Source organism: Bacillus sp. FSL H8-0545 (assembly GCF_038006105.1).
In the GTDB taxonomy this organism is placed as follows: domain Bacteria; phylum Bacillota; class Bacilli; order Bacillales; family Bacillaceae_G; genus Bacillus_A; species Bacillus_A cereus_U.
Genome location: NZ_JBBOUO010000003.1, coordinates 1 through 16351, shown reverse-complemented (window position 1 = coordinate 16351; position 16351 = coordinate 1). Strand labels below are relative to the sequence as shown.

The window sequence follows — 16351 nt, the reverse complement described above, 5'->3', positions numbered from 1 at the left end:
TTTAAGCGAGAAATATAACAGGCTCCTTTCTCATCCATTTGATGGAGATCTTCCAGGTCAAAATATCCTAAATGGTTGTAGTTCATCTTGTATCGAGAGATTCATAAGAAAATGTCATCCTTTCTAATCTAGCTTGTTTAGAAAGAATAACCTTTTGAGGCTTTTGAATAAAGTTTGTTAATGTATAATAAAAATTGATCGTTTGTAATAAGGTTTGGTTAAAATCCCATAATAAAAATTTGGAATTTTCACTCGGTTAAACTGACGGGTGAAGGATAGTTAAAAGAGAATACATGAGAGGGTGTTTTATATGTTTTTTGTTCAAATGTCAGGTTTCCCTGGCTCTGGTAAGTCAACACTTGCTCGAAAAATCGCTAAGAGAACAGGAGCAGTTATTATTGACCACGATATTGTAAAAACCGCTTTATTACTTTCCATTGCGGAGGCTCCAATTGATGTAAAGCTTGCTGGTAAGATTTCATACAATATTAATTGGTCTTTAAGTGAATTTCACTTATCAGAGGGACAGGCTGTAATATTTGATAGTCCTTGCTTGTATGAAGAAATGGTTGAAAAAGGAACAGATTTATCAAAAAAATATAATGTTAAATATAAATATATTGAATGTTACCTAGATGATAGCAATGAAATAAATTTCAGATTAAAAAACCGTGATAGAATGCTAAGCCAAATTAAAGAGATCCAGTCTGAAGAATCTTTTAAATATACTATCAAGAATAGTAAAAAACCTCCTGAATATAAGTGTTTAGTTGTAGATACTAAACAGCCTTTAGAAAGTTACATTCGAGAAGTTATGAATTACATACATGAATAACATTCTCTTTACTCAGGTAAAGGGTGCTAATGCTCAACAACATATACTCCAAAATATTCATTTTTTCAAAATTCGAATTCATTAACTTATCAATGGTTGTTAGCACATAATTGATAAAACTTTATTTTAAAGAAACAGATTTTTGGGTTCTGGTGCAAAGATTGCACCAGAACCTCTTTTTTCATACATTGTAAAAAAAAAATGAATCCTCAGATTCATTTTTAAGAGGCTTTATTAGCCTATTAAATAGAATAGTACTTACGGTTAACAATGTTGATTTTAAGTCTATATGAGAGATATTCCATGAGTTTGATGGGAATTTTGTTTGGAAATATATTTTTAGTTACTAATTTTAAAGAATTTTTATCATGCTAGATTTTAGTTTAATATTATTTCTAATTGACAAAATTCCTTTTTCATTAATATATGTTGTTTTGATGGGGAGATTTTTAGCGTTTATACAACATATGTTGATTAATTTTATCTCGGATTGCGCTTGCAATAAATTCTTCAATAGAACTGTTCGTTTCTTTTACAATTTTTGTGATTGTATGGTATTCATTGCTTGTAATGGTTACTGGCTTAGTCACACTGCTACTGTCTAAATATATACTATTATTGACACGCTGTGTTAGTTTTCCTTCTATTATATACGGCGTTAGGCTTTCAATCCATTCTAATTGCATCTGCATTGGTAATTGAATAACAGATTGGCGAATATCGAAATACCAGAATCCATCTTCTTCAGATACTTTTATGTTTCGTGGTGAAGCATACTGTAATATTAAATCAATCAAATGAAAGATATTACTACGTAATTGATTTGATTTGGGAAAACGAAATTTTATAAACTTTTGATGATGACTTCTGGGTTTATCGGATAAAACATATGAAGGTTCATACCCCATATTTATTGCATCTTCCAGTGTCATATTGTTTCCAAATTCATCAAGAAGAACAATATCCCCACGCTTCGGAATGGATATAATGCGTGCTAATTTATTACCCTCCATAAATTTTTGGAACAACACTACGTTATGCTTTTGTGAGAATGTATAGAGAGTATTTGTCTGATCCAATTGCTGTACCAATCCGTGTATTTCTTCCTCTTTTACAAACTTCGTTTCACGATTACGATGTTTCTGTATAGTACAAGTCAAATCCCCTTCTTCTATCCACTTTTCAAGCTGATACATACTCACATTATAATCTTTGGTTGCCTGATATAAGGTAATTCCTTCTGTTTCACGTTCTTCTTTTAATTTTTCTATATCTTCTCGCTTAAATAAAAAACTGCCATCTAAACGCCAGGTATCTCTATTAATTGGATTTAATTGACCTTTCTTCATAAGAGTATTGAAAATGAAGCCACTAATTTCTAAATAAGCCTTTACTTCATTCGTATTCATATTCATTTCTTGCATTTCAAACATTATCTTTCCTCCTACGATTATGCTGCCTTTATGTGAAATTTATAATATTATTATGTAAAGTTAAATTACTAAAATATATGATTTAAATTAATTATAACACATTAAACAATTAAATTATTTTAAAAAATATGCGAAAGATAAATGCATTTTCTAATTAAATTACCTATTATATAATTAGAAAACATATAAAAGATAATATTAAAAAATAATTTAATTAATACCATAGAAAATGTGAGTTTTTCTATGGTTATATAACACTTTCATTTTTATAAAATTTAATTTTGATATGTAAATAATTTTGAATGTAATTCAGTTATAATAATAGATACAAAAGAAATTTATAAGGAGTTGAATGACAATGAAATTTGAATTGATTACAATTCATAGTGAAACTTCTTTAGAAAATATAGAGAAACAAAAACAAAATTTCGCAAACATAATTGCATTATGGAATCGTGATTATATAAATGAAGCTGAATTTAAAAAGGAAAATAACGAAAGAGAAGATTCATATACATATGAGGGATTTTCAGATGAAGAAATATTGTACTACTACTTAAATCGGCAAACACATTTTGACCAAGAAAAACGTATAAAGGATGCATCCAGGACTCTATATGCACGTGATCTAAGCCAGTTCTATTTTTTCATCAAACAAAGCACAGAATTTCTGCAGCAAGATGTTAAAGATTATGTAATTGGCCAAGTTTGGAGGAACTTAAGAAAACGACATATCCGAAACTACCAAAAGTGGTTATCCCAGGAGGCAATCTCCTATCAATCAAAAGAAAAGTACAAAGCATCTACGATTAGTAGAAAACTTGGTGTAATCCGCTCTTACTTGAAATGGTTGTATGAAATTCAATATATCCAGGAACCTCTTCATGTAGAGATTCTAAGTACGACCGTTAATAAACAACATAAACCAAAACGCGAGTTATCATATGAGGAAGTGAAGCATCTGCTTCATTACTATAAGGACAATGAAATCAATTACGCTTTATTATCGGTCCTGGCTACTACGGGATTACGTGTTGCAGAAGTCGCTCATGCCAAATGGGAAGATCTTGAGTATGACGCTATACGTGGACGTTACTATTTAACAGTTGATACAAAGGGAGATAATGAACGGATTGTTTCTATTAATAAGGACATTTTTAATCGTATTGTTGCATTTCGAATCCGGAGAAGGTTACCTGTAAACATTGGGACTAAAAATGGTGGGACTATATTTCAAACAAAGAACCATACTGCTTATAGAGAGAATTACTTGTCACAATATATTTCTAAAATTATTAAGGATACCAAGTTACTTTTTACAGAGAATATACGAATTACCCCTCACTTCTTTAGACATTTTTATGTACAGTACTTATATGATTATAAGGGGCTAGCACCTCATGTCATAGCAGCTGCAGTTGGCCATAAAAATGATAGAACTACAAAAGAAAATTACTTGAAGCAAAGACTTACAAAGGATAATGATGTAGGAAATTTAATTGGTGATGATGAATTTTAATATGTAATTAATATATAATAAATTCGAGATAGGACAAGGTTAAACAAATATCCCGTTTCACCTTGTCCGTTTGAATTGTTTTAAATATTTATACTGCATAGACTTCAATTTTTGTAGGATTAGAAAAGCGGCGTTCTAATTCTTTTTTGATTTTTTCAATCGCAAAGAAAGCTGAAGATGCATATACAGTAATCACTTTTTTTATAAAAGTATTACCTGTTATTAAAATGTATCTTACTGAATATGATGAAATCATACTCTCACCCTTTCATATATCTATTGTGTTTAAGATATATGCCGATAGGTGTGAATATATTCTCAAAAAATATAAAGTGATATTGTGAGCAGAATGAAAAATATCAAAAAGTTGATTTAGAAAAAGCACTGCCAAAGTCTTCAGCAATGCCTTTCGATTAGACGTACTAGGATAATGAGCGTCTACTTTCTTCTATACGTTTGCTCATGAATAGAATACAAATTTGTATTTAACATAGGTTCTGTATGTACTTTTTTAGCATAATATCGATATAATTCTATCTCTCTATCAAATTTAAAGTTTCACTTCGAAGTGTACTATTATCTTTAAATATTCCTTTATATGACGAAGTTATAGTCATTGAACCAGGTTTTTTCACACCTCTCATTGTCATACACATATGCTCAGCTTCAATTACTACAATTACTCCTTTTGGCTCTAAAGTTTCAAAAATTACATTTGCTAATTCATTGGTTATTCTTTCCTGCAACTGTGGTCTTTTGCATATGGTTTCTAAAGCTCTAGCTAATTTGCTTAACCCAGTTACTTTTCCATTATTAGGAATATAACCTATGTGGGCCCTTCCAAAAAAAGGTACCAAATGATGTTCACACATAGAATAGAACGGAATTTCTTTAACTAATACCAATTCTTCATGATTTTCATTAAATATTTTTAACAAATGTTCAGAAGGGTTTTGACCTAAACCTTGAAAAACTTCCTTATACATTTTTGCTACTCGCTTTGGGGTTTCCAAAATACCTTCCCTATTAATATCTTCTCCAATTGCTTCAAGAATCATTTTTACTGCTACTTCAATTTTGTCAGTATCTATTTCTACACTTTGGATTGTTTTTAAGCTCATATATTATTTCCCCTTATCAATTTATTCATAAAATGCTCTTATTTATACGCCTCGTTTATTTCCCCACACTAAAGCATGAAGTTGAGGTAATACTTTTGCATCATTCATTTCTTTACACTGTACAGCTTTTTCAATCAACCGTTCATATTTCTGTAATAAGTTTTTAATAAGCGCTGCATCATCCACCGTTTTCGTATCATCGTTCCCAACTTGTAAGAAAAATGGTACTTGCGGATATCGCTTGTGCACCTTTACTGCATATTCAAAATCGTAATCTTCAAATACAACTACTTTTAAACTAAAATCTTTTCTTTCTAATTTATGAATAACAGAATCTAGCATCGTAAAATCTGTTTTCATCTTCGAACTTGGTGGTTTAGGCGAAATTGTCACTTCTTCAATTTGAAGTAACCATTCTTGCCACTTACTCCCTTGCGTCTCAATCGCTGTACGAATTCCATTCTCTTTTAATACAGTAAGAAGAAACTGAATATTTTTCAGCAAAACGGGATTCCCACCTGAAATTGTAACGTGAGAAAAATTTTCTCCACCAATTTCAACAAGTTCATTCCAAATTTCTTCTGGCGCCATTTGTCTAACTTGTTCTTTTGCTGAGCCATCCCATGTAAAGGCTGAATCGCACCAAGAGCAGCTATAGTCACAACCTGCTGTGCGAATGAACATCGTTTTTTGTCCGATAACCATTCCTTCTCCTTGAATGGTTGGGCCAAATATCTCCAACACAGGAATCTTACTCATCGAGTATCCACTCCCGTCTTACTTCTGCATAACTCGTTGGTGTTTCAAAGAGACGTACGAATTCGACACGAGCTCCTTTATATTCTTCTGCTCGATTCCCTTTTGTTAATGCTTCCGCCATCTTTTCATAAATCCAAACAACCATATTTTCCGCAGTCGTATTCATCACTGGTAATGTCTCATTTAAATAGCGATGATCCAAATAAATCTCTATTTCGTTTTTCCAAATTTCTTTTATATCTCCAAAGTCAATTGCAAGTCCAATGTCATTTACATATCCACTAATACCAAATACAACTTTGTATGTATGACCATGTAAATTTTTGCATTTCCCTTCATAACAGTGCAAATGGTGTGCTGCATCAAATGTAAATTCCTTGCTGACCATTACTCTTTTATTATGGTATTTTAATTGCTCACGCTGAATATCCTTGTCCATTTTTTGCAAATTTTCTACAATGCGAAATCCGAAAAAGTTTTCCATTATTCATTCCCTCCTTCGCGTTCTTGTAGGTACGTATCTAATCCTGTTTTACGAAGTTGACATGCTGGACATTCATCGCAACCATCACCAATGATTCCGTTATAACAAGTTAATGTTTTTTCTCTAACAAACTCGAATGCTCCAAGTTCATCAGATAATTTCCACGTCTCTGCTTTATCAATCCACATAAGTGGTGTGTGAATGACAAACGGATAATCCATGGATAAATTTAATGTAACGTTTAACGATTTTACAAACACGTCACGGCAATCTGGATAACCACTAAAATCAGTTTCACATACACCCGTTACAATATGACGTGCTCCAACTTGTTTTGCTAATACAGCAGCAAATGATAAGAATAGTAAATTCCGCCCATCTACAAATGTCGATGGTAATTCACCTTCTTCGTGTGTAATCTCCATATCTATTCTTGTTAACGCATTTGGAGCTAGCTGATTTAGTAGGCTCATATCTATCACTGTATGTTTAATGCCAAGCTCGTTCGCAATTTCCGCTGCACAATCAATTTCTAACTTATGACGTTGATTGTAGTTAAATGTTACAGCTTCCACCTCCGCAAACTGTTGCATTGCCCAAAATAAACATGTTGTGCTATCTTGTCCACCACTAAAAACAACTATTGCTTTATCATTAGAGTACATTTTATTCTCCCCTTAACTACTTGCACTGTTATAATATCTTAAGGCAAACTTCCAAAAATAAATTGAAATAATAAAAAATCCAATAGAATAACCCATTAACACGAATACATCGTTTAGTTCTAATCGACCAATTAAAGCATAAGTTGGAATATTACTAACAATAACAATAGGAAAAACAAATAAAAAAACAAATCGACTTATTCCTTTATATAAGGAAGATGGGTATCTAAGTAATGTCATAGTACCAAGAAATAACTCATGCATACCTTCAACTTTGGTTAACCATATAGATAAAGTCATTACAATAAACCACAGAGAATACGAGAGCATAATCCCTAAAAACAATAGACCCAAGAAAGAAAATCCATTTACAATACTAACACTCTCTCCCTTTTGTAATAATGCATAACTAATTAACAGTACGGCTGGTAAACAGTTCCCTAAATTCCCTAAATCAAGCTTTCTTAATGAAACTAGAAACTGACTATTAATAGGTTTAAACAATATCTGATCTAAACTTCCTTGGTTAACTAAACTCGGTATATACGGTAGATTATTAATAAAAAGAGTAAACATCAAAGATTTTATCAACTCACTTGTTCCAATTAACAAATAAATATCATTTGTGTTCCAACCATTAATATTACCAAAACTATCAAATATACTATTAAAAAATACTAATGTAACAATGAACCAAACAACGCTATCTAATATATTTAAAAAAAAGTTAACTCTATACATCATAATATTACTTAAATTAATTTTAAGAATTGCTTTTAACATTTTTAAATATCTAATCATATTTATGCACCAACAGATTCATATTTATTTAACCCCTTCTTCCAAAGTACTCTAATAAGGACATAGAAAACTAAAGACCATATCACTTGTGAAATTAATCCATTTACAATTTCAGTGCCACTTAAATTTCCTAAATATACATTTACCGGAAAGTGAATTAAGTATGAAAAAGGTAAAAACTGAGTTATTGTATTTAACGGAGCTGGTAAAAATTCAAGCGGAATAAGCGATCCAGATAATAATTCTAATACTATATCTACAGTAAAGAAAAAGGATGATATCTCTACAAAGTAAAATGAGAAGAGTGATATCAAATAATAAATCATATAATATAGTATTAATGCTCCTACTATTGAAAGAATGAACAGGAAAGTATATTTTAAAGTAGGCAAAAGGAAATAATCCCTGTTCAGGAATATTATCGGTATTATCGGTATCACTGACATCAGTAAATGAATAATTTTGTTACCTAAATTATGACTAAACCAATATCCAAAATATGAAAATGGTTTTATAAGATATTTTGATAATTCACCGGATTGTATTTCCTCATTTATCGACCAGTGCATTTCAGGAATTAGTAAAAGTTCAATTAACTTAGCAATTATTACATAAGTAATCATCATTTCAAGAGTATAACCTTGAATATTGCTTTGTGTTTCAAAGAGAGAATGCCACAATAGTATTAAAGCCACAAGCGGTATTAAACCAAAAATCATATATAATACAACATTCATACGATACTGAAAAACCGCTTGAAATGAAAGCATCATTGGTTTTAAATACTTCTTCATACTGTTATTTTCACTCCAGTCGATTCCATTGAATAAATATCTTCAATGAGGTCTTGTGATGACATTTCAGTCAAATTGTAGTCAATAACATTGAATTCTTTTAATATGCTAGATATGGTCTCGTTCACTAACTTATCTTGAACTTTTATTGTTACACTAAATTTATCCGATTCTTTAACTTCTCCATATTTCTTAAGATTTTGAGAATTTATTTCATTTTCAAAGCTAAGATATATATATTTATAACTCTTAATTTCTTCTTTTATTTTTTTGAAATTGTTATTAAAAACAACTTCTCCATTCTTCAATATTATTAATTCTTCACATAACTCATATATATCCGGGAAATAATGGCTAGTTATTACAACTGTTGTATTTCTTTCTTTGCAATAATTCTTGAGAAAATTTCTAATATTCTTTTGAGCAAGAAAATCCAATCCAATAGTCGGTTCATCTAAAAATAATATCTTAGGTGAGTGTAAGATTGAAGCAATTAACTCACATTTCATTCTCTCTCCTAACGATAGATTCCTTACTGGCGATTTAAGAATTTCTGATACCCCAAGATTTTTAGCTAATTCATCTACATTCTTTCTAAACTCTGTATCAGACAGTTCATATATTTCTTTATGTAATAAAAATGTTTCGTAAGGGGAAAGATCCCACCATAGCTGATTTTTTTGTCCTAAAACAACGCCAATTGACTTTAAAAAATCTTTCTTCTTATCATGGGGGTTAAATCCATTTACCAAAATTCTCCCGGAAGTTGGTTTAATTAACCCAACCATTGCTTTCATTAAGGTAGACTTACCAGCACCATTCGCGCCAATAAGCCCTATTATTTTACCTTCTTTTATTTTGAATGACACATCACTTAAAGCAGTAACCTTGACCTTTTCTCTTTTAAATAAACTCTTGAAAGAGTTTATTAATCCTTCTTCAATTTTTACTCTTTCAAAAGTTTTTGATACATTTTCAATTTCAATGATATCCATCTTCTCTCTCCTTTTTACTACTTACTTACCACTCTAAAAACTTCTGCAAATTGCACTCCTGCCTGCATACCCCTATAAGAATTTAGCCCCAAAACTCCATCAACCAAATTTAATGTTTTAAGTTGGGATTCATATTTTTTAATTGATGCTTTTTTCAGTTCAATAAACCTGGTAATATCTTTTACAACCTGATAGTTTTTCATGGGAGTCCATACTTCATACTGTAAACACATCGGAGCACAATTCTCTTTTAAGAACCCTGATTGACACAGGAATATTGCTTCTGATACAACTTCATTTACTATTCGATGATCCCTATCACTTTCCATATCATGGGGGAAATAAATAAAATTAGGCTTATATATAGAGATTTCGTGAATAATTTCTTCCACAAAATCTAAAGAATACACAAGTGATCTGTCTGGTTTCTTTAAAAATTTAACATTTCCTTTTTCTATCCCTAATGTATTACAAGCATTTATACACTCGTTCTCTCTATTTGAAATAATTTCATTTAAATCCCCTACACCTCCAGATAAATCTCCTTTTGTAATTATTATTACTTTTATATGTTCACTCTTACTAATAGCTTGAGCAATTGTTCCACCACAGCCAATGACTTCATCGTCATGGTGTGGCGCTATAACTAAATGTTTTTTTACTATATCCTTCATTCAGCATCACCTTTATTGAACAGGTAAATCATTTACCTATTATTTTAATTAAAAATTATTTACTCTGAAGTATACTAACTGGATACATTTTATTTCCACTAGAAAAATATACTTTTTTAACGAATTTACCGAAAGAATTCTCCTTCCTCAAGCGTGTGAAGGGCGATAGCCCAACTGTAGGTGGGAGATGAATTTTGGTTTGGCATAGCCAAACACTTTTGATAAACTAGCTATATGAAGTTCTTTGATAACTTGATATAGGAGGTTGCAGGAAGAAAATAGAGTGTGAAAACCAAGCCATTCGGTTCCTGCGTAAAATATCAACCGTACCAAGAGAGCGTCCAAGCGTTGGACATCTAGCTAGGGGTGGAACACCCCGAAGTAACGCTCAGGGAGACGAAAGGTTACTTTCGTCGTGGAACTGAGAAGCTCCCACTTCAAGATTTGCTAAGTGGCGAGTAGTTCACGAGCGTCTATTCGCACTGTATATCATTAAAATTTCCCCCTTGCTTCCTACATTCATAAACCATAAATTCACTATTCCTCCCAAAAGGATTTTTATTGTAATCACCATGAAAATTTTTTATATTGAATCCTTCTATTTCTAAGAGATACTGCATTTCGGATGGTAAAGTATATTTTGAAAGAAATCTGAATTTTTTTTCACTTAAGAAATTATCTGCTATGTCATACACCTCAAAATAACAAGTGGTTTCAATTATTTGCTTATAATGATCTGCTTTTACGACATCCCATGATTTAACTTTATAATTTTTAAAATTCTCCCCTTTAATAGGACTATTTCCTCCATCACTCACTCTCTTAGAATAAGGAAGAATAGTTGGAGGTGTAATAATATCGAAAACAAAAATCCCGCCTTCTTTTAATAGTAATTTAATATTTCTAAGAGCTAATTTTTGTTGTGACGATGTAAGTAAATATTCAAATACGCCACCAGACATAAATATAAAATCAAATTTTCTTTCAGACTTAAAATCTGTAGCAGAAGAAACCTTAAATTCTATTTTATCCTTAATATTTGGCATCTCATCTAACTTCTTACTAGCTTTTTCAATCATTCCTGCTGATATATCAACACTAGTTACATTAGCGCCTTTTTCAGCGAGAATAAAAGATAATCTACCAGTACCGCACCCCAAATCTAAAACTTCATCATTTGGTTTTACCAAACCACTGTAAAAATCAAAAATACCATCAGGTTCTGGGATGATAATGTCGTATAATTCAGAAATTTCATCGTATTGTTGCTGCATTGTTTTCCTCCTTAATGTATTTCTTTTTCATATCCCCTATAAAAGGCAATCTGCCAAAATATGAGATAGAAAGCAGTTAAATAACCGTATTTTTTTTTGATATACTTATATGAGTTAATAATCGACCTCGTTTTATTTTTAGGTTCATAATAACCATTTTTTTTGTGTAAAACCCCACGTGCATGACCTACCCCATAATTAAATGAACTTTTCAAATCTTGCTTAATGCTTAACTCTGGATGAATAATTCTTGCATTATCATCATATAAAATCTTAAGACTTGCAGATTGAACTCTAATATCAAAATCATAATCCTCTGTCCAAGATAAATTCTCATCAAAATAATATCCATTTACCTTCGCTAAGATTCCTTTATTAAATGCCAATGGAGGTGAATATGCATTTTTTTTGCAAGTATGTATATGTCTTGCACGTGCAATGATTTTTCCAATTTTGCTGTTAAAGGAAAACATCACCCTTCCTTTAGCCAAAGATCCTGCATCTAATAATTTATATAATTTATTGATGGTACCTGGCATAAAAACACAATCTGAATCCATAATTAACACATTATCTTTACTAGAAATTTCAATTCCATAATTATAAGCTTTTGCTAAATTAGGTGTAGGTAATTCCCCAATTACTGCATCGCTAGAATATGCGATTTTTTTAACTTCTTCTGTTGCACCATTTAAGACAACGACTACCTCTACATTTTCATCAATACTTTTTAAACACTTTTCCAATCTAATATCGTTATAAGCTGGTATTACAATTGTTAGATTCAACATATCTACTCACCTTATTTAAACAATTATCCATACTATTCAAAACTTCATCTAAACAATAAAATTCTCCTGAATCCTTTAACTCGACTAATTTACCTTTATTATTTCTATATGTTTCTATATCTGGGGTTAAAAGAAAAGCAATTCCTAGATCCTTACAAATATCTTTAATTGCAGGAGCCATTGAATATTTTTTTACCGGTATACCATATTGTACTACTACATCGTATGAATTTGATTCCAGGTATCTCCTAATTCTTTGTATCAATATATCCCTATATTCTTTCATTAATGCTTCGTAATTTACTGGATCCTCAATATCTTCCATCCAATCGTACGCACAAAAAGTAGGATTCATTTGGTATTCATATGGTATAATTCCCGCATTTGATAGAATAATTGGATGAACCATTGGGTATTTATTTGTAACTTGTCTAATTTTTTTACCAATATATGAAAAGTCATATGGTTTAGCCCAAGAACAAACTTGTAAAAAAGCAATTCTTTTCCCCTGAGGCTTTTCGTAATAATCCCCACAAAAATATTCCTGCCATGTATTGAACTCTTCATGATGAATATACTTTGAGCAAGCCCCTCGTTTAAAAATTGTTTCCTCTTTTATTAAATCTAATAGTATATATTCTGGGTAGTAAGGATAACTTTTTTTATTAAGTACCAAATCCTTTATCCCTTCATCTTGTAGATTAGAATAATTTCTATTTCTCAAAATCTCTCCTCCTTTATTTAAGAATCAAAAATGAACCTAATAAAAGGGCATCCAACTCTGATCCATAAAATGACCTAATAGCATCACTTGGGTTACATATAATTGGCTCTTTTCCTACATTAAACGATGTATTCATAACTGCAGGAATTCCTGTTTTCTGGTAAAAGTTATAGATTGTTTCATAATAATCAGAATTCATAGCCCTCGTAACTACTTGAGCCCTTGTTGATCCATCAACATGAACTATTGCTGGAACTAAATGATGTACCTCTTTTTTAACAGTAGAATTTAACAGCATATAAGGGTTATTTATTTTTTCTTCTAATACTACAGAAGCGTTTTCATCTATGATGCTAGGGGCCAATGGTCTCCATTGCTCTCTTTTCTTAATGGTATTTACTTTATTTAACATATCCCTCCTTTGAGGGTTAGCTATTATGCTTCTATTTCCTAAAGCTCTAGGACCGAATTCCATCTTTCCAGAAAATCTTCCTATTATCTTATTTTGAATTAATAACTCGGAACATTTATCATATTTATTAGAACCTAATTCTATATATGATAGATTATATTTTTTTAATATATTTAAGATACTAGAATCAGGAAATTCCGGACCGGAATATACATGATCTTCAGTGAACATAGGCGCTATACCATTTTCGGCAAGAAACCATGCAGCTGCTCCAATACTTACCCCACTATCTGAAGCACCTGGTTGAATGTACAAACTATCCACTTCTGGTAAATCAGCTATAATTCTATTCGCTATACAATTTAATGCTACTCCTCCCGAAAGACACAAATTATCTATTCCAGTTAGATTAATAGCTTTTTTTACAAGCTTAACAATTGCTCTTTCCAAGGCTGCCTGACCTGAGGCTGCAATATTTTTATACTCCATTACTGATGAATTCATTAATAGTATTGAATCTATTGGATTATATTCATATTTACTATAATTAGGAGCTATCTTTGTTATACTATTAATAACTTTTATCCAATCTTTTAATACCGAAAAATATTTACCATTCATACTAACTGTATTTTTATTTGGTTTCAAAGGATTTTCCAGTATATCAGGAAATTCAAATATTTCTTCCCCATATGAAGATAGGCCCATTAACTTCCCTTCATTATGCCTCCCTAAACCTGAAAATACAGTTAATGCTTCATAAAAAATACCTAAAGAATGTTCCAACGGGTATTTTTCTAGTACTTCTATTATATTACCTTTTCCTTTTGCTATCGTTATTGACTCTTCTTCTCCACTTCCATCAATAACTATTATGGTGGCTTCATTGAATCCCGAACTAAAGAACGCACCAGAAGCATGTGCCAAATGATGAGAACACATATGAATTTGAGGATCTTTATCTCTCTTAAAAATTCTCTTCGGAAAAATTTTTTCAAGACAATCATCTTTGTTAAGATTCTTTGAATACTTCTCAAAATATAATTGTTCTACATCCCAGCCCATAACAATATGATCTACTTCATTTGGAGTAATTTCAGCTTCCTTTAAACAATAAGCTATTGAATTATATGGAATTTTATCTAATGCCTTTTTTTGACGAATAAATCTTTCTTCTTCAGCTGCAGCTATTAATTTACCATTATAAAATAAACACGCACTTGCATCATGAACATCAAAGTCCCACCCATTGACTCCTAAAACATACATTATATTACCTCGCAGTTATTTTATATTTTTCTTCTAATCTCATAATATTCTTGCGGAAAAAGGGTTGGTTTATCTATTAATCGTACAAAAACTAACATATCTGTTTGAATATACAAATTATGGAATGTATCTTTAGAAAAACCAATGCCATCTAAGTCCTTTTTTATTAATTCTTCATCAATGTAAGGCTCTTCAGCCACTTTATAAGAACTTAAATCGTGAATAATTTCTTTTAAATAAAAACCTAAAGATGTCAAGAAATTCTGCAAATAAACCGCCCTATTACCTAATCTTTTAACACTTATATTTAAAAAAATTAAATCACCCTTTTGACCTTTTAATAATTCATTAGCTCTATTTAACCACAAATCTAACCCTCTACCATCATCTATAGGGTCACAATGTATTGCATCATACTTATTCCTTAAATCTTCCATAACTTCATTTCTAACATCAAAATTATAAAACTCAATATCATTGTTTGTATGTTTAAAATATTCAATCAGTTCTTCATCAATATCTCCTACACTTATTTCTCTGTTTTTATATTGTTTAAGGGCCAAACTTGTATAATCATCATCTCCGCAAAAAAAGATATTTTTATTAGATGATAACTCTTGATTTATTATTTCAGCTCTCCTCAACGAACTATCCCAAGTAGCTTTAAATTGAGCATATTTTTTTTTGTTTATTTTATTCTCATATCCTGTATTAGGAAGAGAGGTTGGTTCATATAAAATACTACTTGTTAAATCTTGTGAAAACCTTATTTTATTTTCTATAATTTCAACTAAATTTCTTTCTTTTAATACTTTTAATAATCTTAAAGCCAAACTTAAAGTCCCAGTTATTTTGACTAGATCATCTAAAGTATCTACAGTATTAATGGACTTCCAAATTATAAATTCGAATTGTTTTTCACTAATTTCATACCATTTTTTCCAAAAATTCAAAAGTACCCCTCTATTTTTTAATTTTGGTACTTTATCTAACTCTTCTTCATAGTCTAATTCAATAAATCTTTCATATAATAAAATAATCTTATTTTCTTTCATACTGTATACCCTACCTTAAAAAAAGTTACATATACAGTTAAACTGCATATGTAACCTCCTTATTTTAAAACTTAACCTAATGTCTTGCCTGCACGAATTAGTAAATCCTCTTCATCTAATTCAAGATCTTCAAGCTCTAGCATTTCTTCATGAATATATTCCTTTTCCATTTCACATTCCCCCTTATATAGATAATTGTGTAATTCAAATATTTGCAACAGAGCTGCACCACCAATATTAGCATAAAAGTAGAATTTTCTGATTAATAAATAAATTATATTTGTAGATAAAATTTATTCAGAAAATTAAGTAAAATTTTTCCTGATAAAACAATACTAGGAATAATTATGGGTATTTATATTATTTTAATTTTTATATTAGGATTTTCAAAAAACCTAGTATAGAGACTTTTTTTTAGAGATTTTTGTCGATTTTCCTTTTTATAAATTTTTCAAAAAATGTTTATTTTCGGGGGTTATTGGGGGAGGTCTATTTTGTAAGGGCACGGCAATTTGAAGTGCCTCCCATAAATTAGATAGGTTATTTCATTAGGTAGCTTTTTGGGTTCTGGTGCGAAAATATTAGTTAGAAACATAGAGTAGCAATTTTCTCTTCATTTCTATCTTATGAAGCTAAGCCAAACAATTTATGAATAAATTCTTTCTGGTTTTGGACAGACTTTTCCGGTAAAACAAGTTGCCCTTTTTGGTTCTGCTGCAAAGTTTGAAAAAGCATAAACAGGTTGA

Annotated in this window: 16 protein-coding genes; 2 read left to right on the top strand and 14 right to left on the bottom strand. The window is 30.7% G+C overall.

The genetic code is table 11. The features are described from left to right. Nucleotides 1–310 precede the first annotated feature (310 nt). Nucleotides 311–835, top strand: coding sequence for an AAA family ATPase (locus tag MHI07_RS27915; protein WP_215582417.1), 525 nt, complete (start codon nt 311–313; stop codon nt 833–835). Between the two features lie 449 nt (nt 836–1284). Here the strand turns inward: MHI07_RS27915 and MHI07_RS27910 are convergent, their stop codons facing one another. Next, nucleotides 1285–2268: a DNA-binding protein gene (locus tag MHI07_RS27910; protein WP_199710197.1), complete on the bottom strand. Its 984-nt coding sequence runs from the start codon at nt 2266–2268 to the stop codon at nt 1285–1287. Between the two features lie 358 nt (nt 2269–2626). Here MHI07_RS27910 and MHI07_RS27905 point away from each other — a divergent pair, with 358 nt between their 5' ends. Next, nucleotides 2627–3787, top strand: a complete 1161-nt coding sequence (locus tag MHI07_RS27905) for a tyrosine-type recombinase/integrase (RefSeq protein ID WP_048517102.1) — start codon at nt 2627–2629, stop codon at nt 3785–3787. Between the two features lie 533 nt (nt 3788–4320). On the opposite strand, the gene folE is transcribed toward MHI07_RS27905, so the two are convergent. From folE to MHI07_RS27840, 13 genes are all read right to left on the bottom strand, one after another. Continuing rightward, nucleotides 4321–4908 (bottom strand): GTP cyclohydrolase I FolE, encoded by a 588-nt coding sequence (gene folE, locus MHI07_RS27900; RefSeq protein WP_000054143.1) that lies wholly within the window; start codon nt 4906–4908, stop codon nt 4321–4323. A 42-nt stretch (nt 4909–4950) separates the two neighbouring features. Further along, nucleotides 4951–5667 carry a 7-carboxy-7-deazaguanine synthase QueE gene (queE, locus tag MHI07_RS27895; protein WP_002191885.1) on the bottom strand — a complete coding sequence of 239 codons (717 nt, stop codon included), beginning with the start codon at nt 5665–5667 and terminating at the stop codon, nt 4951–4953. Continuing rightward, nucleotides 5660–6151: a 6-carboxytetrahydropterin synthase QueD gene (gene queD, locus MHI07_RS27890; protein ID WP_000426941.1), complete on the bottom strand. Its 492-nt coding sequence runs from the start codon at nt 6149–6151 to the stop codon at nt 5660–5662. The genes queE and queD overlap by 8 nt, the downstream gene beginning before the upstream one ends. Next, the gene (gene queC, locus MHI07_RS27885; RefSeq protein ID WP_340827161.1) at nt 6151–6816 is read right to left on the bottom strand and encodes a 7-cyano-7-deazaguanine synthase QueC; all 666 of its coding nucleotides are present in this window, start codon (nt 6814–6816) and stop codon (nt 6151–6153) included. Before queC ends, queD begins: the two co-directional genes overlap by 1 nt. A gap of 12 nt (nt 6817–6828) precedes the next feature. Then, a complete protein-coding gene (locus tag MHI07_RS27880; protein WP_199663497.1) occupies nt 6829–7617 on the bottom strand; it encodes an ABC transporter permease in 789 nt (262 codons plus the stop codon). 2 nt (nt 7618–7619) lie between these two features. Continuing rightward, on the bottom strand, nt 7620–8411 hold the full coding sequence (locus tag MHI07_RS27875; protein ID WP_000760370.1) for an ABC transporter permease: 792 nt from the start codon (nt 8409–8411) through the stop codon (nt 7620–7622). Further along, a complete protein-coding gene (locus tag MHI07_RS27870; RefSeq protein ID WP_340827160.1) occupies nt 8408–9406 on the bottom strand; it encodes an ABC transporter ATP-binding protein in 999 nt (332 codons plus the stop codon). The genes MHI07_RS27875 and MHI07_RS27870 overlap by 4 nt, the downstream gene beginning before the upstream one ends. A gap of 17 nt (nt 9407–9423) precedes the next feature. Further along, nucleotides 9424–10080, bottom strand: a complete 657-nt coding sequence (locus MHI07_RS27865) for a PIG-L deacetylase family protein (protein WP_340827158.1) — start codon at nt 10078–10080, stop codon at nt 9424–9426. 473 nt (nt 10081–10553) lie between these two features. After that, nucleotides 10554–11354, bottom strand: coding sequence for a class I SAM-dependent methyltransferase (locus MHI07_RS27860; RefSeq protein ID WP_340827157.1), 801 nt, complete (start codon nt 11352–11354; stop codon nt 10554–10556). 11 nt (nt 11355–11365) lie between these two features. Further along, nucleotides 11366–12145 (bottom strand): glycosyltransferase family 2 protein, encoded by a 780-nt coding sequence (locus tag MHI07_RS27855; RefSeq protein ID WP_340827156.1) that lies wholly within the window; start codon nt 12143–12145, stop codon nt 11366–11368. Next, nucleotides 12111–12869: a DUF5591 domain-containing protein gene (locus MHI07_RS27850; RefSeq protein WP_105588330.1), complete on the bottom strand. Its 759-nt coding sequence runs from the start codon at nt 12867–12869 to the stop codon at nt 12111–12113. Before MHI07_RS27850 ends, MHI07_RS27855 begins: the two co-directional genes overlap by 35 nt. A gap of 13 nt (nt 12870–12882) precedes the next feature. Next, entirely contained in the window at nt 12883–14550 is a 1668-nt protein-coding gene (locus MHI07_RS27845) for a carbamoyltransferase family protein (RefSeq protein ID WP_340827153.1), read from the bottom strand. A gap of 20 nt (nt 14551–14570) precedes the next feature. Next, nucleotides 14571–15605 (bottom strand): bis-aminopropyl spermidine synthase family protein, encoded by a 1035-nt coding sequence (locus MHI07_RS27840; RefSeq protein ID WP_340827152.1) that lies wholly within the window; start codon nt 15603–15605, stop codon nt 14571–14573. Nucleotides 15606–16351 lie beyond the last annotated feature (746 nt).